The 20,689-nt window shown below is 70.9% G+C and carries 15 protein-coding genes and 2 pseudogenes; 7 read left to right on the forward strand and 10 right to left on the reverse strand.

Going from position 1 to position 20,689, the window contains the following annotated elements; translation table 11 throughout:
• Positions 1 to 123 precede the first annotated feature (123 nt).
• The 4 genes and pseudogenes from HUV60_RS03540 to HUV60_RS03555 form a co-directional block, all read right to left on the reverse strand.
• Positions 124 to 810 carry a GntR family transcriptional regulator gene (locus tag HUV60_RS03540; protein ID WP_257852348.1) on the reverse strand — a complete coding sequence of 229 codons (687 nt, stop codon included), beginning with the start codon at positions 808 to 810 and terminating at the stop codon, positions 124 to 126.
• 183 nt (positions 811 to 993) lie between these two features.
• The gene (locus tag HUV60_RS03545) at positions 994 to 1,941 is read right to left on the reverse strand and encodes a beta-ketoacyl-ACP synthase III (RefSeq protein WP_257852347.1); all 948 of its coding nucleotides are present in this window, start codon (positions 1,939 to 1,941) and stop codon (positions 994 to 996) included.
• 140 nt (positions 1,942 to 2,081) lie between these two features.
• Positions 2,082 to 2,237, reverse strand: coding sequence for an MFS transporter small subunit (locus tag HUV60_RS03550; protein ID WP_257852346.1), 156 nt, complete (start codon positions 2,235 to 2,237; stop codon positions 2,082 to 2,084).
• A pseudogene (locus tag HUV60_RS03555) lies at positions 2,206 to 2,421 on the reverse strand (MFS transporter); the annotation flags it as partial. The gene HUV60_RS03550 and the pseudogene HUV60_RS03555, both read right to left, overlap by 32 nt.
• Positions 2,422 to 2,646: 225 nt before the next feature.
• On the opposite strand from HUV60_RS03555, the pseudogene HUV60_RS03560 reads away from it, so the two are divergent.
• The 4 genes and pseudogenes from HUV60_RS03560 to HUV60_RS03575 all read left to right on the forward strand — a co-directional run.
• A pseudogene (locus HUV60_RS03560) lies at positions 2,647 to 2,811 on the forward strand (2Fe-2S iron-sulfur cluster-binding protein); the annotation flags it as partial.
• A gap of 26 nt (positions 2,812 to 2,837) precedes the next feature.
• Complete coding sequence (gene fdhD / locus HUV60_RS03565; protein ID WP_257852344.1) at positions 2,838 to 3,686, forward strand: formate dehydrogenase accessory sulfurtransferase FdhD; 849 nt, start codon at positions 2,838 to 2,840, stop codon at positions 3,684 to 3,686.
• A gap of 116 nt (positions 3,687 to 3,802) precedes the next feature.
• Positions 3,803 to 5,077 (forward strand): DUF4185 domain-containing protein, encoded by a 1,275-nt coding sequence (locus HUV60_RS03570; protein WP_443047209.1) that lies wholly within the window; start codon positions 3,803 to 3,805, stop codon positions 5,075 to 5,077.
• 685 nt (positions 5,078 to 5,762) lie between these two features.
• Entirely contained in the window at positions 5,763 to 6,590 is an 828-nt protein-coding gene (locus HUV60_RS03575; protein ID WP_269441115.1) for an aldo/keto reductase, read from the forward strand.
• Positions 6,591 to 6,678: 88 nt separating this feature from the next.
• On the opposite strand, the gene HUV60_RS03580 is transcribed toward HUV60_RS03575, so the two are convergent.
• Both HUV60_RS03580 and HUV60_RS03585 read right to left on the reverse strand, forming a co-directional pair.
• The gene (locus tag HUV60_RS03580) at positions 6,679 to 7,584 is read right to left on the reverse strand and encodes a class I SAM-dependent methyltransferase (RefSeq protein WP_257852343.1); all 906 of its coding nucleotides are present in this window, start codon (positions 7,582 to 7,584) and stop codon (positions 6,679 to 6,681) included.
• Positions 7,585 to 7,761: 177 nt separating this feature from the next.
• On the reverse strand, positions 7,762 to 9,456 hold the full coding sequence (locus HUV60_RS03585) for a glycoside hydrolase family 6 protein (protein WP_257852342.1): 1,695 nt from the start codon (positions 9,454 to 9,456) through the stop codon (positions 7,762 to 7,764).
• A 692-nt stretch (positions 9,457 to 10,148) separates the two neighbouring features.
• On the opposite strand from HUV60_RS03585, the gene HUV60_RS03590 reads away from it, so the two are divergent.
• Together HUV60_RS03590 and HUV60_RS03595 are read left to right on the forward strand one after the other, a co-directional pair.
• Positions 10,149 to 13,067 (forward strand): glycoside hydrolase family 48 protein, encoded by a 2,919-nt coding sequence (locus tag HUV60_RS03590; protein WP_257852341.1) that lies wholly within the window; start codon positions 10,149 to 10,151, stop codon positions 13,065 to 13,067.
• A 157-nt stretch (positions 13,068 to 13,224) separates the two neighbouring features.
• Complete coding sequence (locus HUV60_RS03595; RefSeq protein WP_257852339.1) at positions 13,225 to 15,924, forward strand: cellulose binding domain-containing protein; 2,700 nt, start codon at positions 13,225 to 13,227, stop codon at positions 15,922 to 15,924.
• A 69-nt stretch (positions 15,925 to 15,993) separates the two neighbouring features.
• On the opposite strand, the gene HUV60_RS03600 is transcribed toward HUV60_RS03595, so the two are convergent.
• The 3 genes from HUV60_RS03600 to HUV60_RS03610 form a co-directional block, all read right to left on the reverse strand.
• Positions 15,994 to 17,880, reverse strand: a complete 1,887-nt coding sequence (locus HUV60_RS03600) for a rhamnogalacturonan lyase (RefSeq protein ID WP_443047494.1) — start codon at positions 17,878 to 17,880, stop codon at positions 15,994 to 15,996.
• A gap of 77 nt (positions 17,881 to 17,957) precedes the next feature.
• Positions 17,958 to 18,716: a class I SAM-dependent methyltransferase gene (locus HUV60_RS03605; RefSeq protein ID WP_257852337.1), complete on the reverse strand. Its 759-nt coding sequence runs from the start codon at positions 18,714 to 18,716 to the stop codon at positions 17,958 to 17,960.
• A 5-nt stretch (positions 18,717 to 18,721) separates the two neighbouring features.
• Entirely contained in the window at positions 18,722 to 19,045 is a 324-nt protein-coding gene (locus HUV60_RS03610; protein WP_257852335.1) for a 4a-hydroxytetrahydrobiopterin dehydratase, read from the reverse strand.
• 164 nt (positions 19,046 to 19,209) lie between these two features.
• Here HUV60_RS03610 and HUV60_RS03615 point away from each other — a divergent pair, with 164 nt between their 5' ends.
• The gene (locus tag HUV60_RS03615; RefSeq protein ID WP_257852333.1) at positions 19,210 to 20,043 is read left to right on the forward strand and encodes a helix-turn-helix domain-containing protein; all 834 of its coding nucleotides are present in this window, start codon (positions 19,210 to 19,212) and stop codon (positions 20,041 to 20,043) included.
• Here HUV60_RS03615 and HUV60_RS03620 read toward each other — a convergent pair.
• Positions 20,025 to 20,453: a hypothetical protein gene (locus HUV60_RS03620; RefSeq protein ID WP_257852332.1), complete on the reverse strand. Its 429-nt coding sequence runs from the start codon at positions 20,451 to 20,453 to the stop codon at positions 20,025 to 20,027. The genes HUV60_RS03615 and HUV60_RS03620 overlap by 19 nt on opposite strands.
• Between the last annotated feature and the right edge of the window lie 236 nt (positions 20,454 to 20,689).

Genomic DNA, 20,689 nt, shown 5'->3' on the forward strand with positions numbered 1-20,689 from the left:
TTCGAAGGGAACGTAGCAGCGGCTGCCGGAGGTGGGAAGAAATCGCGCAGGAATTCCCCCCTACTTTTTCCACTCACAGGACAAAGAGGCTCGCGCGGATCCGCCCGCCCCGGGTACTCACCGTCAGAATCTCGGGGACTTCACCTGTTCGAGGGACGACCGGCGGGTGCGCTCGGTGTGTTCGCGCATGAGCCGCTCGGCCAGCCGCTCGTCGCGGTTCACGAGGGCGGTGATCAGGTCGCGGTGCTCGGCCCAGGACTTCCCGCCGCGCTGCCGGGCGACGGGGGTGTCGTACCAGCTCACCCGGCGGCCGACCTGGGCGGCGAGTTCGGCGAGGACCGCGTTGCCGGCCAACTCCATGATCTTGGTGTGGAAGCGGGCGTCGAGGGCGACGGCCTCGTCCACGTCGTCGGAGGCGACGGCCTGCAGGCCCAGCGCCACGATCTCGTCCAGGACCTCGATGCCCGCGCTGTCGGCGTTGAGCGCGGCGAGCCGGGCGGCCTCCGCCTCCAGCAGCGTGCGGACGGTGAGGAGCTGGTCGGCCTCCGCCTCCGTCGGCTCGTGCACGAACGCGCCCTGGGCCGGGCGCAGGTCGACCCACCCCTCGGTGTTCAGCCGCTGGAGCGCCTCGCGCACAGGCTGCCGGGAGACGCCGAGGTGGCCGGCGAGTTCGCTCTCGACCAGATGCCGGCCGGGCCCCAGGGTGCGCGTGGTGATGAGTTCGAGCAGTGCCTCGTAGACACGGTCGCGCAGCGGGCCCGGTCGTTCGATCCTGGGCACCGCCCCCTGGGGCAGTCCGGTCGACAGCATCGCGGTCCCCCTCCCCGGCAGGCCCCCGCCCGGCCGCAGGGCCGGTCGTACGGCACCGCCGACGGTGATTGTCTTTCGTCTACAGTCTACGGCGCACAGGCTCCGGACAGAGGGGAGCCGACCGCGTCACACCCGTACGAGGGACTTCCGCCCGAGGGGCTGACGGAGGCGTACGGGGAACCGTCAGGGGCAGCGGACGACCTGCCCGGCATAGGACAGGTTTCCGCCGAAGCCGAACAGCAGGACCGGGTCGCCGGACGTCACCTCGCCCCGCTCGACGAGCTTGGCGAAGGCGAGCGGGATGCTCGCGGCCGAGGTGTTGCCCGACTCGGTGACGTCCCGGGCGACGACCGCGTTGACCGCGCCGATCTTGAGCGCGAGGGGTTCGATGATCCGCAGGTTGGCCTGGTGCAGCACGACCGCGGCGAGGTCCTCCGGGGCGTACCCCGCCTTCTCGCAGGCCTGGCGGGCGATGGACGGCAACCGCGTGGTCGCCCAGCGGTACACGCTCTGGCCCTCCTGCGCGAACCGCGGCGGTGTCCCCTCGATCCGCACCGCGTTGCCCATCTCCGGCACCGAGCCCCACAGCACGGGCCCGATCCCGGGCTCCTCGGACTCCCCGGTCGCCTCGACGACCGCGGCGCCCGCCCCGTCGCCGACGAGCACGCAGGTGGTGCGGTCGGTCCAGTCGGCGACCTCGGACATCTTGTCGGCGCCGATCACCAGTGCGCGGCGCGCGGATCCGGCGCGTACCGCGTGGTCGGCGGTGGCGAGCGCGTGGGTGAATCCGGCGCACACCACGTTGATGTCCATCGCGGCGGGACCGGGGATGCCCAGGCGTGCGGCGACCCGGGCCGCCATGTTGGGCGAGCGGTCGATCGCGGTGGAGGTGGCGACCAGCACCAGGTCGACGTCGCCGGGGGTGCGGCCGGCCGACGCCAGCGCCTTGGCCGCGGCGTGCGCGGCCAGCTCGTCGACGGGCTCCTCCGGGCCCGCGATGTGACGGGTGCGGATGCCGACCCGGCTCGTGATCCACTCGTCGCTGGTGTCGACCATGCCCGCCAGGTCCTCGTTGGTGAGCACCCGGGCGGGCTGGTAGTGGCCGACGGCGGCGATGCGCGAGCCGATCATGGATGGGTTCCCCTCGTGTGGCGGTTGCGGGATGCACCAGTCTGATCAGTGACCCGCGGGTACGCCGACAGGTGATGCGACAGGATTCGGGCGCCGCGCTTGTCGGCTTCGGTCAGGCCCCCGGAGGCCGGGGCGCGGCGTCATCCGGTGAACAGCTGGGTCACCTTCCGTACGAGTTCGTACAGACCGTAGGCGAGCGGGACGCCCACCCACAGCCAGACGAGGACGATCAGCCCGCGGCGGTCGTGGCCCGCCGCGGCCGTGTCAGGCGGACTCGTGCTGCTCTCGCCGCTCATCTGCGGTCTCCTTCGTCTCGTCGGGGCGGGAAACGTGGTGCCGGGGGTGCACGGGGCGGACGAGCTCGTTGGCGACGAAGCCGACCACCAGCAGCCCGATCATGATCATGAAGGACGGTCCGTACAGCGCCGAGCCGTGCCGTCCCGCCTCCTCCTGCCGGTCGGCGACCCGGTTCACGATGAGCGCCAGCGGCTCCAGCCCGGGGGCGACGGGAGGACTCATGGAACCGGGACGGTAGGGAGATCATGAGCATGTGAAAACCCGCGGATCGATCGTATGCGGTCTGCGGTCTGCGGTCTGCGGTCTGCGGTCTGCGACGAACGGTCGGACCGACCGGTTTCCTGGCGCGAGCCGTGCGGCGGTACCGAGGGCCGGCCACGCTCTGTAAGCGCGCGACTCGAGCCGTCGTGCGGGCACCGCGGAGTGGGCCGCGACCTCACGCTGCACGTGCGGGACCACGTGCAGGACAATGAGGTCGTGAAGGTCGCCTCACCGCATGGCGATCCGGTGACGCACGGCAACCCGTGCGCCGAGGGCCGATTCGGCTGTCAGCGCGTACGCAACCGGGACTGACCAAGGACCGACCAGGGACTGGGGACATGGGACGAGTCACAGAACGACGCAAGGTGGTCCGCATCCGGGACGGGGTGGTGTCCAGCCGCCCGGACACGCTCGTCACCGAGGAACCCCTGGAGATCCGGCTGAACGGAGAGCCGCTGGCGATCACGATGCGCACCCCGGGCGACGACTTCGCGCTGGCCGTCGGTTTCCTGGTGAGCGAAGGGGTCCTGGCGACGGCAGCCGATCTGCGGAACGTCCTGTACTGCGCGGGCGCGAGGGCGGACGGGGTGAACACCTACAACGTGGTTGACGTGCAGACCGCGCCCGGCGTGGTGATCCCGGACATCACGCTCCAGCGGAACGTGTACACCACCTCTTCCTGCGGCCTGTGCGGCAAGGCGAGCCTGGACGCGGTGCGCACCACGACCCGCCACCCCGTCGCCGACAGTCCGCCGCTGCGCGTCACCCCGGAACTCCTGGCGAGCCTGCCCGACCGGTTGCGCGCCTCCCAGCGGGTCTTCGACCGGACGGGCGGCCTGCACGCGGCGGCCCTGTTCGACGAGGACGGGGAACTGCTGGACGTCCGGGAGGACGTCGGCCGGCACAACGCGGTCGACAAGCTGATCGGCCGTGCCCTGCAGAGCGGGAACCTGCCGCTGTCCCGGACCGTGCTGATGGTCTCCGGCCGTGCCTCCTTCGAGCTGGCGCAGAAGGCCGTCATGGCCGGCATCCCCCTGCTCGCGGCCGTCTCGGCGCCGTCCTCGCTGGCCGTGGACCTGGCGGCGGAGACGGGGCTGACGCTGGTCGGGTTCCTGCGGGGCAGCTCCATGAACGTGTACGCGGGTGAGGACCGCGTAACCCTGCGGGTCCCGGCCGCCCAGGGCTGACCGGTCCCCCGCTGCACGGCGGCGGGGCCCCTCCCCCCAGCCCGCGGCCACCGCGCCACGCTCAGGGCGTCAGGCACCATGGACCCGCTCCGCTCCCGCCACTAACGTCCCTGAGCGTGCCCGACGACGCAGCAGCACGCGCGGGAACCCGCGGACAGCCACCACCACAGTCACGACCGGGAACAGGGACCTGGATCGGCCTGGTACTCGTACTGGCCCTGCTCCTGGGGACCGTACTGGTCACGGACCTCCCGGACCGCGACGACGGGCGGCCGGACGGTGGTGCCTGCACACCGCGCACCGTCGCGTCCTGGGCCGAGGAGGACGCCCTCGCTTCGGAGTTCGCCCGCTACGGTGACGGCGGTGCCCGCATCGACGACTGGACGGGCGGCGACGGCACGCACTCGGTGCGGCTGCCCGACGGCCGGCTGCTGTGGCTGTTCTCCGACACGTTCCTGGGCCGCGTGCACCGTCCGCCCAACCCGGTCGGCGAGCCGTACGCCTGGCGGGACGCGAGCGCGCCGATGGTACGCAACTCGGCCGTCCTGATGCGCGACGGCCGGCTGGAGTCCACACTCCCCGCCCCGCTCTTCCCCGATCCGGCCCCGGACCAGTGGCGCTGGCCGGTCGGCGCCCGGGTCGAGCCCCGCTCCCCCGGTTCCACGGAGCAGGTCGTCCGGGTACTGCTGTGGGTGCGTACGGCGGGGCAGCCCCCGTGGATCTACGGGGTACCGACCGCCACCGAGGTCGGCACGCTCTCCCTGCCCGATCTGCGCCTGGAGTCGGTGCAGAAGGTGCTGGACCAGCAAGACGTGCCCGATCCGTCCCGGAGGGTACTGTTCGGCACCACCCTGGTCGAGGAGGACGGGTGGACGTACGTCTTCGGAGGCGACGACGGCCGGGCCGTCTCCCGCAAGGCCTCACAGGCGTACGCGGCGCGGATCCCGGAGGGCGGGCTCGGCGACCCGGCGGCCTGGGAGTACTGGAACGGCACGGCGTGGCAGACCCGCGCCCGCCCGCGCCCGGTGCTCGGCGACGGACACCGCACGGGTGTGGGCAGCGCCTTCTCGGTGGTGCGGGAGGGCGGGACGTACGTCCTGTTCACGATGGCCACGGGCGTCAAGGGACTGACCACGGTGGCGGCGTACTGGTCCTGCTCCCCCGCAGGACCGTGGCACGGCCCGGCGAAGGAGTTCAGCCCCGCGCTGCCGCACGGCGGGACCGGCGCGTACAACCCGCAGACGCACCCTGAGCTGAGCGGTGAGGGACGGCTGGTACTCAGCTATGACGTGAACCTGCTCGAGACGTCCGGTGCCGCGGTGCTGCTCAGCCGGAACGTCTCCCTGTACCGGCCCCGCTTCGTGACGGTCCTGCTGGGACCGGGGCGGTAACCCCCTCGGCAACCGCCCCGCCGGGGGAGGGATTCGTGGAAGGCCGAGACACGTCGAGAAACAGGGAGCGGGGAGTGCGCGAGTTCACCAGCCCTGCTCCGACTCTGTTGCTCAATTGCGGAGCGTGACGCCGGCCTGTCGACGGGGCGCAGGGAACGGGCCTCGCGGAGAGGCGGTCCGCCGCCCCGGCCGGCCCCTCCCGGATGTGGTGCGTGACCCTCCCTCGAATTGAGCAGCAGAGTCTGCTCCGGCGCCGAAGCGACACGGCTCCCCCTGCCCGGCGAGAGAGGTGGACCATCGGTGCGCAGCTCGTGCCGGTCCGCCCCACGTGGTCCGCGGAGCGGTGCCGCTGGATGCTGTACGACGCCGAGGTGACGGCAGCGGGCGGCCGACACCCTCGTCTCGCCGGCGGAGTCGGTCCGGGCCTTCCACCTTCTGGTGCAGCCGTTCACCGAGGAACACGGGCTGCTCACGCCGTCGCGGAAGCTGAGGCGCAGGGCGATCGAGAAGGTGTACGCGGAAGGGGACGAGGCGCCGTACCGCACGTGAGGTCCGCCGTACGGCGGTGTCCGACGACCTGATGATGCGCTCACTGTGCGTGAGATGTACCGTCCGGAATGCATCGCGGGGGACGATCGTTGACCATGGGAGTTCCACCGGACACCGACCTAAGGATCGAAAGCTCGTGAGCATGGTCCCCCCGATCACCCTGAACAACGGCGTCACGATGCCCCAACTGGGTTTCGGCGTCTGGCAGGTACCGGACACCGAAGCCGGGACGGCCGTCACGGCGGCGCTGGAGGCGGGCTACCGCAGCATCGACACCGCAGCGGTCTACGGCAACGAGACGGGTACCGGCAGGGCAGTCGCCGCCTCGGGCATTCCCCGCGAGGACCTCTTCGTCACCACCAAGCTCTGGAACGACGACCAGGGGTACGACACCACCCTGCGTGGTTTCGACACCTCTCTGTCCAAGCTCGGCCTGGACTACGTGGACCTGTACCTCATCCACTGGCCCATGCCGGCCCGCGGCCGCTACGTCGACACGTACCGGGCGTTCGAGAAGCTGTACGCCGAGGGCCGAATCCGTGCCATCGGCGTGTCCAACTTCCTGCCCGAGCACCTGGAGCACCTGCTCGAGGAGACGTCGGTCGTCCCGGCCGTCAACCAGATCGAGCTTCATCCGCATCTCCAGCAGTCCGCCGCGCGGGAGTACCACGCGGAGCGGGGCATCGCCACGGAGGCCTGGTCACCGCTCGGCTCGGGCAAGGGCCTGCTGGAGGTCCCGGCGATCGTGGCCATCGCTCGCAAGCACGGGCGCACGCCGGCACAGGTCGTCCTGCGCTGGCACCTCCAGCTCGGCAACGTCGTCATCCCCAAGTCGGTGACACCGTCGCGGATCAAGGAGAACATCGACGTGTTCGGCTTCCGCCTGGACGCGGAGGACCTCGCGGCGATCAGCGCACTGAACGAGGACCGCCGCCTGGGCTCGGACCCGGCGACGGTGAACTGACCTCTGGTCTTCCGGGACAGGGCGCGGCGGTCTTCCCCCGCGCACGGGGAGACCGCCGTCCGTATGGTCCCGCCGGCCCGGACCGGCTCTACACCGGGCGGACGGCCGTATGCACCGTGTGAGCCGTCAGGAAGAAGACGTCGGAGCGGTGGTGCAGGCTCGCCTCGTCGGCGGGGTCGAGGAGGCGGTCGATGGTGGCGCGGTCCTCGGCGTCCAGTTCCCCGGCGAGTCTGCCGCGGGTGCGGGCGAGCGTCGTGACCACGTGTGTCCGGACACGCTCGGTGGCCGGGCCGGGAAGGTCGAGGAGGAAGGTGCGGGAGCGGCTGTGGTGCAGTCCGGCCGAGGTCAGCAGGGCCGGCCAGTCCTCGGTGTGTGCGACGGAGCCCGGCAGTTCGGTGCGCATCCGGGTGAACCAGTCGGCCTCCACCGCGTCGACACGGCTCTGGAGCCCTGGCCGGCCGATGCCGATGTCGCGCGGCAGGTAGCGGCTGGGCAGTCCGCCCTCCAGGACGGCCAGCGTGCCCCCGGGCGCGAGCCGGGCGGCGTAGGCGGCGAGCGCGGCGCGCTGGTCGCCGAGGTGGTGGACGCTGCGGCTGGCCCACAACAGGTCGGCCGGGTACTCCAGTTCGTCGAGCACGCCGGGGAGTTCACCGGCGAGGGTTCCGAAACGGTCACCGGCGCCGTGCCGGGCGGCGCGGTCCGCGGCCCGTTCGAGCAGTGGGGCGGAGCCGTCGACCGCCACGATGCGGGCGCCCTCGAAGACCTCGGCGAACAGGCACGAGACGACGCCCGGCCCACTGCCCGCGTCCACGATCAGCCCCGGCTCGGTCACCTCCTTCGCAAGCCAGCCGAGGGCCCGTTCGTACAGGGGGGTGAAGAGTTCGGCCTCCGATTCGAGCAGGGAGGCCATCTCCGCCCAGTCGATCTCGGTGTCCGTCGCCCCGTGGTCGTGGTGGTGCCCGGGGTGGTGCTGGTCGTGGTCGTGCTGCGCCATGGGGGTCACCCTCTCCGCTCGGATGCGGACAGAGTGCGCCGACGCGCCCGGCAGAGGCCAGTATTGTTGCCGCTCCGGCAAGGCGGTTTCCCGGAACCGCCCCTACGGGCGTGAGCGATCCGCCGGGGCCGGGCACGCGGCCCGGTCCCGGCGGATCGGGGTCGGTCAGTCAGCCGGTCACGGCAGCGGCGGGTACGCGTTCCGCATGAGCTCCTGGAACTGTGCCGAGAACCAGTGACCGGAGATCGGGGCGTCCGGCAGGGCACCGGTGAAATTGTTCCCGTTGCGCGGGGTGCCCGTGTAGGTCGGGTCGCACATCCGGTCGAAGCCCTTGCCCTCTTCGTTCGGGATCTCCTTGCTGGCCCCGTCGGACTCGCCCGGGGGCTTCACCCACACGTAGGCGTCGATGCCGTTCTCGGGTGCTGTCTGCGGGCGTTCGCCGAGTCCGGCGCCCGACTGGTTGCACCAGTTGCCGATGTGGATGCGGCGGTCGTAGCGTCCGCCCTCGACGTAGGCGTCGACGCTGGTCGTCGCGCCCGGTCCGGTGGGCCGGTCACCGCCGCCCCAGCCGTTGCGGGAGGTGTCGATCAGCATGCCGATGTTCGTGTCGAAGCCGGTCGAGACGAGTTCGGTCCGGAAGGCCTGGGCGAAGCCCAGCTCGTCGACGTAACGGTTCCAGTCGACCCACCCGGACTCGCGGACGGACTTGCCGGCCACGGAGTCGTTGATGGAGAAGTTCTCCTCCTTCAGCGCGCTGTAGTTGGCGGTGTTGGTGATGAAGCCGTGGACGTCGGACGGAGTCGCGCCCTCGGCGGTGGCCGCGTCGTGGAAGACGTCGGCGGAGGCGCCGAAGTTGTCGTCCCAGCCGATCCAGCCGTGGTGGCCGGCGTCGACGTAGTTGTACACGTTCCCCACGTCGCCGAGCTTGTTCAGGGCGTAGCCGACGCCCTTGACGTAGTTGCCGTTGGCCTTCATCACGTCGCACTCGGGCGTGGCGGTGGGCCGGCTGCCGGTGTTGGTGACGAGGTTGGGCAGGGAGTCGATCTCGACGGTGGTGACGATCCGCAGCGGGGCGTACTTCTCCTCACCGAGGATCTCGGCGATCGGGTCGATGTACTCGGTCTTGTAGCGGCCGATCTCCGTCGGGCCGAGTTCGCCGTTGGAGGCGAGGGCGGAGCAGTCGCGGCCGGGCAGGTTGTAGATGACCAGCTGGACGACGAGTTCGTCCGAGCCCTTCTGCGCGAGCGCCTCGTCGAGGTGGTCGCGCAGGCCCATGCCGCCGTTCACACCGTTGATGGCGGCGATGCGGTCCAGCCAGACTCCGGTGGGCTGGTCGGCGATGCGGTCGCCGCCCGGCTCGGCGGCGGCCTTCGCGGACCACTCGGGGTTCACGTACACCTTGGCACCGCTGTACGGGTTGTCGACCCGGTCACCGGGGTCGGTCGGGCCTCCGTCGTCGACGTTGCACGTGACACCGTCGAGGGTGAAGGTGGCGGGGATCGCGTTGCTGCCGCTATAGGTGCCCTGGAAGCCGAAGCTGGCCGAACCGCCGGTCGCCAGCGTGCCGTTGTAGGACTCGTTGACGGCGGTGACGTTGCTGCCGGACTGGGTGACCTTGGCGTTCCAGCCGCTGGTGACCCGCTGGTTGCCGGCGTAGGACCACTTCAGCGACCAGGACGACTTGGCGGCACCGAGGTTGGTGACGGTCACGGCGGCGGTGAAGCCGGTGCCCCACTGGTTCTGCACCTGGTAGTCGACGGTGCAGGGGACGGCGGCGGCGCCGACACCGTCGGGTACGACGGCGTACGCCGTGCCGGTGGCACCGGCGACCAGCGCCATGGCAGCGAGGAGCGCGGTTCTCGTGCGACTCATGAGTGCGGGTTTCCTATCCGTTGGGGGTGTACGGGTCGCGCTGTCCGAAGAGGTCTGTCCCTAGGAGAGTTGACGGTCGGCAGTGATCTCACCGGGGCGCGCGTGGGGCGCGCGTCCGGTGCCGTAGGGCGTGGACGTGGGGGGGCACCTCGGGGCGGAGGATCAGGACGAGGCCCGGTCCGCGGTCCGGGACGTGCGGGGGCCGGACCGGCCATGAGGGGTCCCCCGGGAGTGCGCTGCCCCCGCGCCGGGGGTGCGGGTGGTGCCGTCGGGCGGGAACACCGCGACTGTGGTGCCGGCGTCCTGCGGGGAGGCCCTGACGGAGGGCTCCGCCGTGCACACGGACGCTGACTCGTGCGCCCCGACGACCGGGGCGCCCGCACGGGGCACGGACGTACCGGCGACAGGACGTAAAAGTACTGAACGCGGGGGGTGCCACATGAGCGACTCCTTGCAGTTCGGGCGTGCCGTGACGGACGCGTCGACTGATGGAACCGCTCCCACTGGTGTCTCTGAAGCTAGCGCCAAGTGACGGCAAAGAACAGGGGAGTTACCGACATTCGCTGAACTTCGGTCATCGAATCTTTTCGACTCTCCACAAGCCTTGACCGCCCTGGGCCCCGTCCTCACTATGGGAGCGCTCCCACTGGTTCAAGCCTTGACATCTCCGAGTCGCAGGAGGAACCAGCACCATGCATCCCCCACCCAGAAGACGCCGCGGCCTCCGGCGACTGTGGACGGCCGCCGCAGCAGCCCTCGCACTTCCGCTGACGATGCTCTCCTCAGGATCGACTCCCGCTCAGGCAGCGGCCGTCCAGTGCAGCGTGGACTACCGGACCAATGACTGGGGCTCCGGTTTCACCGCGGATCTGACCCTCACCAACCGCGCCGCGGCGGACATCAACGGCTGGACCCTGACCTACGCCTACGCGGGCAACCAGCGGCTGGTGAACGGCTGGAACGGCAGCTGGAGCCAGTCCGGCTCCACCGTGACCGTGCGAAACGCCGGACACAACGCGCGGATCGCGGCCGGCGGCGCCGTCACCACCGGTGCGCAGTTCTCCTACAGCGGCAGCAACGCCGCACCCTCCTCCTTCGCCGTCAACGGCACCACCTGCACGGGGGCACACCAGCCGCCGATCACCGTACTGACCAGCCCCGAGGCCGGCGCGGTCTACACGCGGGGCGAAACGGTTCCGCTCGCGGCGACCGCGGCGGCGGCCGACGACGCGACGATCACCAAGGTGGAGTTCTACGACGACACCGAACTGCTGGGCACGGACGAGAGCGCGCCCTTCACGCTTTCCGCCGCCGGCTTGACCGTGGGCAGTCATTCGCTGACGGCGAAGGCCTACGACAGCCTGGGCGCCTCCGCGAGCTCGACCCCGGTCGGCATCACCGTCGCCTCCGGTCCGGTCGTCGTGGCCACCCCGTCCCAACTGGGGGTACGACAGGGAGAGTCGGGCACGTACGAGGTGAAGCTGTCGACACGGCCGAGCGCGAACACGACCGTCACGACGACCCGCGCGAGCGGCAACCCGGGGCTGTCGGTCACCGCGGGCGGCTCGCTCACCTTCACGCGGTCGAACTGGGACACCGCGCAGAAGGTCACGATCGGCGCCGACGCGTCGGGCACGGGTTCGGCGGTCTTCGAGTCGTCGGCCCCGGGGCACACCGAGGCGGCGGTCACGGTGACGCAGCTGGGCGCGACGAAGGCGTACGACGCCCGTTTCCTGGATCTCTACGGGAAGATCACCGACCCGGCGAACGGATACTTCTCGCCCGAGGGCATCCCGTACCACTCGGTGGAGACGCTGATCGTCGAGGCGCCGGACCACGGCCACGAGACCACCTCGGAGGCGTACAGCTACCTGCTGTGGCTGCAGGCCATGTACGGCAAGGTGACCGGTGACTGGTCGAAGTTCAACGGGGCCTGGGACATCATGGAGCGGTACATGATCCCGACTCACGCGGACCAGCCGACCAACTCCTTCTACAACGCCTCGAAGCCGGCGACGTACGCGCCCGAGCTCGACACCCCCGCCGAGTACCCGGCGCCGCTGGACACCGGCGTCCGCGTCGGACCGGACCCGATCGCCGCCGAGCTGAGGTCCACGTACGGCACGGACGACGTCTACGGTATGCACTGGCTGCAGGACGTGGACAACACCTACGGCTACGGCAACGAGCCCGGCCGGTGCGAGGCGGGTCCGACGGCGACCGGGCCGTCGTACATCAACACCTTCCAGCGCGGCGCGCAGGAGTCGGTGTGGGAGACGGTGCCGCAGCCCACCTGCGACGCCTTCAAGTACGGCGGTACGAACGGGTATCTGGACCTGTTCACCCAGGACGCCTCCTACGCGAAGCAGTGGAAGTTCACCAACGCCCCGGACGCCGACGCGCGCGCGGTGCAGGCCGCCTACTGGGCCGACCTGTGGGCCGGGGAGCAGGGCAACGGCGGTGACATCTCCACCACCGTCGCCAAGGCCGCCAAGATGGGCGACTACCTGCGCTACTCCATGTACGACAAGTACTTCAAGAAGGTCGGGAACTGCACGAGCCCGTCCTCCTGCCCGGCCGGTACCGGCAAGGACGCCTCGCACTATCTGATGTCCTGGTACTACGCCTGGGGCGGAGCCACCGACACTTCGGCGGGCTGGGCCTGGCGCATCGGCTCCAGCCACGCGCACGGCGGCTACCAGAACCCCCTGGCGGCCTACGCCCTCAGCTCCTACGACGCCCTGAAGCCGGATTCGGCGACGGGTGCGGCGGACTGGGGCAAGTCCCTGGACCGGCAGCTGGAGTTCTACCGCTGGCTGCAGTCCGACGAGGGCGCGATCGCGGGCGGCGCCACCAACAGCTGGGCGGGCCGCTACGCGACGCCGCCGGCCGGGACGCCGACGTTCTACGGCATGTACTACGACGAGAAACCGGTGTACCACGACCCGCCGTCCAACCAGTGGTTCGGCTTCCAGGCGTGGTCCATGGAGCGGGTCGCCGAGTACTACCAGCAGACGGGCGACGCGGACGCGAAGGTCGTCCTCGACAAGTGGGTGGACTGGGCGTTGTCCGAGACGACCGTCAACCCGGACGGCACCTTCCGTCTCCCGGCGACACTCCAGTGGTCGGGCAGCCCCGACACCTGGAACCCGTCCTCCCCCGGCGCCAACAGCTCGCTGCACGTCACCGTCAGCGACTACACCAACGACGTCGGTGTGGCCGCGGCCTACGCGAAGACGCTGACGTACTACGCGGACCGCTCGGGCGACACCGAGGCCGCGGACACGGCGAAGGCACTCCTCGACGGCATGTGGGACAACCACCAGGACGACCTCGGCATCGCCGTCCCGGAGACCCGCGCCGACTACAACCGCTTCGACGACCCCCTCCACGTGCCGAGCGGCTGGACCGGCACCATGCCCAACGGGGACACGATCGACTCGTCGTCGACGTTCGACTCGATCCGTTCCTTCTACCAGGACGACCCGGCCTGGTCGAAGATCGAGTCCTATCTGGCGGGCGGTGCCGCGCCCACCTTCACGTACCACCGGTTCTGGGCCCAGGCCGACATCGCCCTGGCCATGGGCTCGTACGCGGAGCTCCTCGAATAGCCCCCGCCGGCGCTCCGCGTGCCGGCCCCGGCACCTGACGCCGGGGCCACAGCGGCCGGGCGGATCCCTCGCGCACGGGGGTCCGCCCGGCCCTCGCACGCCCTCCTCCCCGCCCCTTCTCGCTTTCCCCCCTCCACCCCCGAGGAAGGACTTCACCGTGCGAAGAACCCGCGCCCTCACGGCCGTGCTCGCCCTGGCGGCCGGCCTGCTCACGGGTGGCCCGCCCGCCCTCGCCGCCGCTCCCCCCGACCGGTCCGCCGCGGCCGACGCCCCGGCGGGGTCCGCGCTCGCCGCGGACACGTACACCTGGAAGAACGCCCGGATCGACGGCGGCGGTTTCGTCCCCGGCATCGTCTTCAACCGCAGCGAGAGGAACCTGGCGTACGCCCGCACGGACATCGGCGGCGCCTACCGGTGGCAGGAGGGGACGAAGACCTGGACGCCGCTGCTGGACTCGGTCGGCTGGGACGACTGGGGGCACACCGGCGTGGTGAGCCTCGCCTCCGACCCGGTCGACCCGGACCGCGTGTACGCGGCGGCGGGCACGTACACCAACGACTGGGACCCGAACAACGGCGCGGTACTGCGTTCCGCGGACCGGGGCGCCACCTGGCGGAAGGCCGACCTGCCGTTCAAGCTGGGCGGCAACATGCCGGGGCGGGGCATGGGCGAACGCCTCGCCGTCGATCCCCACCGCAACAGCGTGCTGTACCTGGGGACGCCCAGCGGGAACGGCCTGTGGCGCTCGACCGACTCGGGCGCGAGCTGGTCGGAGGTGACGGCCTTCCCCAACCCGGGCAACTACGCGCAGGATCCGGGTGACACCTCCGGGTACGCCCGTGACAACCAGGGCATCGTCTGGGTCACCTTCGACGAGTCGACGGGCACACCGGGCAGCGCGACGCGGACGATCTACGTGGGGGTCGCCGACACGGAGAACGCGGTGTACCGGTCGACTGACGCGGGGGTCACCTGGGAGCGGGTGGCCGGGCAGCCGTCCGGGCACCTGGCCCACAAGGGCGTCCTGGACACCGAGAACGGTCACCTGTACATCGCATACAGCGACAAGGGCGGTCCGTACGACGGTGGCAAGGGCCGGCTGTGGCGGTACGCGACCGCGACCGGAACCTGGACCGACATCAGCCCGGTCGCCGAGGCCGACACGTACTACGGCTTCAGCGGGCTGACGGTGGACCGGCAGAACCCGGGCACTCTCATGGCTACGGCGTACAGCTCCTGGTGGCCGGACACCCAGATCTTCCGTTCCACGGACAGCGGTGCGACGTGGACGCAGGCGTGGGACTACTCCCCGTACCCGAACCGGGAGAACCGCTACACCATGGACGTCTCGTCCGTGCCGTGGCTGACCTGGGGCGCCAACCCGTCACCGCCCGAACAGACTCCCAAACTGGGGTGGATGACCGAAGCGTTGGAGATCGACCCGTTCGACCCGGACCGCATGATGTACGGGACGGGCGCGACGGTCTACGGCACCGAGAACCTCACGAACTGGGACAGCGACACCACGTTCACCATCGAGCCCATGGTGCGGGGCCTGGAGGAGACGGCGGTCAACGACCTCGTCTCTCCCCCGTCGGGCGCGCCGCTGATCAGCGGGCTCCTCGATGTCGGCGGCTTCCGGCACACGGACCTGACGAAGGTCCCGTCGCTGATGTTCACCCAGCCGAACTTCACCGGTACCACCAGTCTGGACTTCGCCGAGTCCAACCCCGATACGGTGGTCCGGGCGGGTGACCTGGACTCCGGCCCGCACATCGCGTTCTCGACGGACAACGGCGCCAACTGGTTCGCGGGCACCGATCCTTCGGGCGTCAGCGGCGGCGGCACGGTCGCGGCAGGCGCCGACGGCAGCGGCTTCGTGTGGAGCCCGCAGGGCGCCGGGGTGCACCACACCACCGGCTTCGGCACCTCGTGGTCGGCGTCGAGCGGCATTCCCGCGGGGGCGGTCGTCGAGTCCGACCGGGTGGATCCGAAGACGTTCTACGGCTTCAAGTCCGGCACGTTCTACGTCAGTACGGACGGCGGCGCCACCTTCACCGCGTCCCCTGCGACCGGCCTGCCGGGCGGCGACAGCGTGCGGTACAAGGCACTGCCGGGCGCCGAGGGCGACATCTGGCTGGCCGGCGGGGAGAGCGGCGGAGCGTACGGTCTGTGGCACTCCACCAACGGGGGACAGAGCTTCACCAAGCTGCAAGGCGTCGACGAGGCCGACACCGTCGGCTTCGGCAAGGCGGCCCCCGACGCCTCGTACCAGACCGTCTTCACCAGCGCCAAGATCGACGGCGTGCGTGGCATCTTCCGTTCGACGGACCAGGGGCAGACCTGGACGCGTATCAACGACGACGCCCACCAGTGGGGTTGGACGGGGGCCGCGATCACCGGTGACCCGCGGGTGTACGGCAGGGTGTACGTGGCGACCAACGGCCGCGGGATCGTCTACGGCGACACCTCGGATACCGGAGGCGGGGACGACGACGGCGGAGGTACCGACCCCGATCCTGATCCGGAACCGACGAGGGCCTGCGCGGTGGCCTACGAGGTCACCAACCAGTGGCCCGACGGTTTCCAGGCCCAGGTCCGGGTGACCAACACCGGGCCGGACGTTTGGAACGGCTGGTCACTGACCTGGTCGTTCGCGGACGGACAGCGGGTGTCCCAGCTCTGGAACGGGGCCCACACCCAGTCCGGTCCGGCGGTGACGGTACGCAACACCGACTGGAACGGCACCGTCGCGGCGGGCTCGTCGGCCGGGTTCGGCTTCACGGCGAGCCGTTCGGCGACGAACACGCGGCCGACGGCCTTCGAACTCGGCGGGCGGCTCTGCACGGTGACGTGACCGGCTGAGAAGCGGAAAGCCCACGGGGCACGTGCGGCCGGATCGGCCGTATGTGCCCCGCGGCCCTGCTCAGGGGGTGTAGACCGCCGGACGCGGCGGGGTCGGCATGCCGTCACCGATGAAGAAGCCGGTGTGCGGCGGCTGGTTGTAAGCCGTGTTCTGCCACGCCAGCGAGGTGCGGTACAGGGTGTCGTGGAGCAGCGTCGTGATCTTGACGTTGGTGTCGTGCGGGGTGGAGTAGACGCGCAGCGCGGTGTTGTCGGCGGTGCGCCAGACGACCTCCTCACGCCAGTCGCCGAGGAGGTCTCCGGACAGGACGGGGGTGGCCTTGGTGCCGTTGTTGGAGGCGACCCCGGACCCTGTCAGCAGGCGGGTGTCGGAAGAAGTGCCGTACTTGTCGATGCGGGTGCCGTCGAGGAGTTCACGCACCGGGTCACCGTCCCACCAGGAAAGGAAGTTGGTGGAGGACGGCTTGCGGCCCTTGGCGCCGCCGCCCTCGTCGCGGACGGAGCCGTCGGAGGAGGACCACATCTCGGGACCGGAGTTGCCCGACCAGATGTCACCGGCGACACCGCGCCCGTTGTCGCAGCAGGCGGACAGCTTCCAACGGACCGATCCGTTGGCAGGGTTGATGTACAGGGCCGCGGGCTGGGAGGTCGACTCGGAGACCTTGTAGTACTCCAGGCCAGAGGTCGACGCGTCGAGGTCGCCGAGGTGCTGGGCGTCGCCGTGACCGGTCCTCGTGGTCCACAGGCCGTTGCCGTTGTCGTCGACGGCCATCGCGCCGTAGAGGATCTCGTCCCTGCCGTCGTTGTCGACGTCGCCGGCGGAGAGGCTGTGGGAGCCCTGGCCGTCGTAGCCCTTGCCGCTGTTGGTGGAGGAGTTGGTGTCGAAGGTCCAGCGGCGGGTGAAGGCGCCGCCTCGCCAGTCCCAGGCGGCGACGACGGAACGGGTGTAGTAGCCCCGGGCCATGATCAGGGAGGGCCGGGCTCCGTCGAGGTAGGCGGTGCCGGCGAGGAAGCGGTCGACGCGGTTGCCGTAGGAGTCGCCCCAGGAGGAGACGGTGCCGCGGGCGGGGACGTAGTCGACGGTGCCCATGGCCCTGCCGGTCTGCCCGTTGAACATGGTCAGGTACTCGGGGCCGGACAGGATGTAGCCGCTGGAGTTGCGGTGGTCGGCGGAGGAACTCCCGAGGACGGCGCCGGTGCCGTCCCGGGTGCCGTCGGCGGTCTTCATGGCGACCTCGGCCTTGCCGTCGCCGTCGTAGTCGTACACCTGGAACTGGGTGTAGTGGGCGCCGGAACGGATGTTGCGGCCCAGGTCGATGCGCCACAGCCGGGTTCCGTCGAGCCGGATGCCGTCGACGATCGTGTTGCCGGTGTAACCGGACTGGGAGTTGTCCTTGGCGTTGGTGGGCTGCCACTTGAGGACGAACTCGAGGGCACCGTCGCCGTCGAGGTCCCCGACGGAGGCGTCGTTGGCCTCGTAGGTGTAGGAGACACCGTCCGGGGTGGTGCCGCCGGCCGGCGGGGAGATGGGCACGTCCTTGTAGCCGCCGCGGAACTGGACGGCGTGCACGGAGTCGCCCTGCTCGACGCCGTGCACGACGGCGCGGACGGTGTAGTCGGCATGGGACGGTGCGCCGGAGTGGAAGAACGTGGTGGAGCCGGTGACGGGACTGGGGTTGACCTTCGTACCGGCCCGGTAGACGTTGAAGGAGACGTTCTCCGGGTCGGTGCCGAGCCAGCGCCAGCCGACCAGGTTGCCGCTGCCGTTGTGCACGCTGACCACGCCCCGGTCGAGTGCCTCGACCTGGCGTGCCGTGGCGGCTTCGGCGGTGCCGGCGCCGAGTTCGGTGAGCCAGGCCCCGGTAAGGGCGACGGCGGTGAGGACCGCGGGAAGGACGAACCGGCGTCCGCGTGATCTGTGCGCGTGCTTCCGCGGATGCAAGTGCAGGTGCTTCACGGGACGAACCTCCAGGGAGGGCGGGGGGATTGCGCCTTTCAGTGGTCACCGGTACCGGTTTGGTTGCCTCACTCCGCAAGGGACGTCGGCGGCTTTCGGAACGCCCGTAGCCGGAAGACCGGGTCGGGGCGGGGGCGGTCCTGGTCGGGGAGCGCGGCGAGGCGGGCGGCGAAGGCATCGGCGAGGGGGGAGCCGGGGGGCAGGGTGACGAACCAGCCGCGGCGCAGGTCGGCGATGGTGCGGCAAGGGCTGCGGCCCTGGCCGTGGCCCCGGAAGACGGTCTGTCCGGCCGGGACAAGGCCTTGTCCGGCGGCGCAGGCCGCCACGTCGGCGGCGCGGTCGCGCACCGGGCCGCGCGGGCGGGCGGCGAGGACGGCGTCGATGTCGCTGCCCACGTTGTGCGAGGCGGCCTTGTCGACGGTGGTGACGTAGACCCCGCCGGGCCGCAGGACCCTGGCGCACTCGGCGACGAGCGCCCGCACGTCCTCGGGGCCGGACTGGAGGTGCAGCAGCCACACACTGACGGCGGCGTCGAACCGGGCGTCACCGAACGGCAGACGACGGCTGTCCGCGCGGACCACGGCGCCGGGCAGACGGGTTGCCGCGATCCGGGTCATCGACGGGGCGAGGTCGACGCCGGTCACCCGCAGGCCGACGCGGCCGGCGGGGAAGCGCCGGGTCACGATGCCGGTGCCGCAGGCGATGTCCAGCAGGTCGCGCGCCCCGGGGGGGATCAGGCCGAGCACCGACTGCGCGGCGGCGGCGGCCCGGGGCTCACCGCCACGTGAGGCGTCGTACCGCCCCGCTTCCTCGTCGTAGTCGAGCACACGCCTCAGTGTGCACCGTGACCGGGGGCCAAGTCCTCTACTCTGCGCGCCAGTTCGACATCCTTCGCGGTGACGGCGCCACCCGCGCTGTGCGTCTGGACGGCGACGGACACGGTGTTGTAGCCGAGGGTGAGGTCGGAGTGGTGGTCGAGTTCCTCCTGCACCTGGGCGACGTGGACGACCATCGCCGTCGCCGCGAAGTGGGAGCCGAGCCGGTAGGAACGGGTGAGCCGGCCGCCGTCGAGCGACCAGCCCGGCAGGCCGTCCAGCCGTTCCTCGATCTCCTTCGGTGACAGCGGTGCGTCGGATGCGGCAGGGTTGTCGGGCATGGGCTGCGCTCCTCCTCTGTCCCCCGGTGACGGTCGGGATTTCTCCCCCGCCCAGCGTGCCACAGGACGCGCCGCCGGACCCGGTGCAGGAGGCCGGGGGCGGCCGGGGCGGGTCCCGAAGGCACGGCTCCCGCACACGGCACCTTCTCGGCTACCGTCCCGGCATGAGCACTCTCATGCCCGGTACCACCCCCGCCGCCGAAGGCGTGGGGCCGCTGCTGCGCGCCTGGCGGGAACAGCGGCGGGTCAGCCAGTTGGGACTCGCGCTGCGCGCGGACTCGTCCGCCCGGCACATCAGCTTCATCGAGACCGGCCGCTCCCGGCCCAGCGAGGAGATGGTGCTGCGGCTGGCCGAGCATCTGGACGTCCCGGTACGGGAACGCAACGCACTGCTGCTGGCGGCCGGTTACGCGCCCTGGTTCCCCGAGACCCCGCTGGACGATCCGGCGCTGGAGGCACTGCGCGAGGGCATCGAGCGGCTGATCGCCGCATACGAGCCGTATCCGGCGCTGGTCGTGGACGCGATGTACGACGTCGTGGCCGCCAACCGCGGGGTCATGACGCTGTTCGACGGGGTGCCGGAGTCGCTGCTGGTGCCGCCGCTGAACGCGATGCGGCTCACGCTGCACCCGCGGGGTCTCGCACCCCGGATCCGGAATCTGCGGGAGTGGCGCGGTCATCTGCTGGAGCAGATGGAGCGGCAGATCGCACTCCGCCGTTCCGCGCCGCTGCGGGCGCTGTACGAGGAGGTCTCGGCGTTCCCGGCGCCAGAACTCGGGCCGGACTCGGCCGAGGGGGCCGAAGGGGAGGAGCCGGCGTCCGTGGCGTACTTCGCGCTGCCGATGCACATCGAGCACGAGGGCCGGGTCCTGTCGTTCGTGTCGTCGATCTCCACCTTCAACACGCCGATGGACGTGACCGTCGCCGAGCTGGCCGTGGAGACCCTCCTGCCTGCCGATCCGACGACGGCCAAGTACCTTCATTCCTGGATGAGTTGATGGGAAGTCCGCAGTGCCGTGTGCTGGAACAGGGCGAAACCGGCCACGACGAGCGCCTGGAGGACCGTCCACACCGCGCCCGCCGTGCTCGGCTCGAGCCACAGCGGGAGGGCTGCGCAGCTCACCGCCGCCCAGACGAGGTTGATCTCGACGACGGCCCGGACGCCGAGTGCCGGCGGATGCGGGCACGAGGCCAGCAGACCCACACCGGCCGCGTACACCGCGAGGAATGCTCCGAGCCCGGCCAGCAGGCCGGAGCCGACGCCGAGGAAACGGCCGAGCGGGCCGGAGAAGACGAGGTAGGCAAGTGCGTTGACGCCGGTCACGGCGGCGTCGAGGACCAGGAGGCGGCGCAGTACGGGCTGCGGGCCGGGGGTCCGGGTGAGTGCGGTGAGCTGGGTCGCGGACACGATGGATCACCCTCCGTCGGGGTCGGGGCGGGGCCGGTTCGGGGCAGCCCGGTCACGGGCTGAAGGCCGGGTCGCACCTCATATCGCATACGGCACTTTGGATACTGCATACCTTCCTGTCAGCGGAAGCGCTGGACGAATCCGGTCCGGGCCGGCCCGGAGTGCGCCGGCCCGGGGCCCGGTACGTCCACGATCCCGCCCTCGGCGGGTCGTGGTCGATTACCCGGGACGTAATG

It is taken from the genome of Streptomyces sp. KMM 9044, assembly GCF_024701375.2.
Classification (GTDB): domain Bacteria; phylum Actinomycetota; class Actinomycetes; order Streptomycetales; family Streptomycetaceae; genus Streptomyces.

What these genes read in the sequence shown, in the direction of transcription:
- HUV60_RS03540 (WP_257852348.1), bottom strand. Translation starts at nt 810, where the DNA reads ATGCTGTCGACCGGACTGCCCCAGGGGGCGGTGCCCAGGATCGAACGA.
- HUV60_RS03545 (WP_257852347.1), bottom strand. Translation starts at nt 1,941, where the DNA reads ATGATCGGCTCGCGCATCGCCGCCGTCGGCCACTACCAGCCCGCCCGG.
- HUV60_RS03550 (WP_257852346.1), bottom strand. Translation starts at nt 2,237, where the DNA reads ATGAGCGGCGAGAGCAGCACGAGTCCGCCTGACACGGCCGCGGCGGGC.
- fdhD (WP_257852344.1), top strand. Translation starts at nt 2,838, where the DNA reads ATGGGACGAGTCACAGAACGACGCAAGGTGGTCCGCATCCGGGACGGG.
- HUV60_RS03580 (WP_257852343.1), bottom strand. Translation starts at nt 7,584, where the DNA reads ATGGCGCAGCACGACCACGACCAGCACCACCCCGGGCACCACCACGAC.
- HUV60_RS03585 (WP_257852342.1), bottom strand. Translation starts at nt 9,456, where the DNA reads ATGAGTCGCACGAGAACCGCGCTCCTCGCTGCCATGGCGCTGGTCGCC.
- HUV60_RS03590 (WP_257852341.1), top strand. Translation starts at nt 10,149, where the DNA reads ATGCATCCCCCACCCAGAAGACGCCGCGGCCTCCGGCGACTGTGGACG.
- HUV60_RS03610 (WP_257852335.1), bottom strand. Translation starts at nt 19,045, where the DNA reads ATGCCCGACAACCCTGCCGCATCCGACGCACCGCTGTCACCGAAGGAG.
- HUV60_RS03615 (WP_257852333.1), top strand. Translation starts at nt 19,210, where the DNA reads ATGAGCACTCTCATGCCCGGTACCACCCCCGCCGCCGAAGGCGTGGGG.